Genomic DNA, 568 nt, shown 5'->3' on the forward strand with positions numbered 1-568 from the left:
AGGTTAACCGTATAGGGGAGCCGTAGGGAAACCGAGTCTTAACTGGGCGAATGAGTTGCAGGGTATAGACCCGAAACCCGGTGATCTATCCATGGGCAGGTTGAAGGTTGGGTAACACTAACTGGAGGACCGAACCGACTAATGTTGAAAAATTAGCGGATGACTTGTGGATGGGGGTGAAAGGCCAATCAAACCGGGAGATAGCTGGTTCTCCCCGAAAGCTATTTAGGTAGCGCCTCGTGAACTCATCTTCGGGGGTAGAGCACTGTTTCGACTAGGGGGTCATCCCGACTTACCAACTCGATGCAAACTGCGAATACCGAAGAATGTTATCACGGGAGACACACGGCGGGTGCTAACGTCCGTCGTGAAGAGGGAAACAACCCAGACCGCCAGCTAAGGTCCCAAAGTCATGGTTAAGTGGGAAACGAAGTGGGAAGGCTCAGACAGCCAGGATGTTGGCTTAGAAGCAGCCATCATTTAAAGAAAGCGTAATAGCTCACTGGTCGAGTCGGCCCGCGCGGAAGATGTAACGGGGCTAAACCATGCACCGAAGCTGCGGCAGCGA

The 568-nt window shown here is 52.8% G+C and carries 1 rRNA gene; it reads left to right on the forward strand.

Features of this window, described 5'->3' with window-relative positions:
- Positions 1-568, forward strand: a 23S ribosomal RNA gene (locus tag ACYUCW_RS18140); the annotation flags it as partial.

It is taken from the genome of Proteus sp. MB838 (assembly GCF_054767435.1).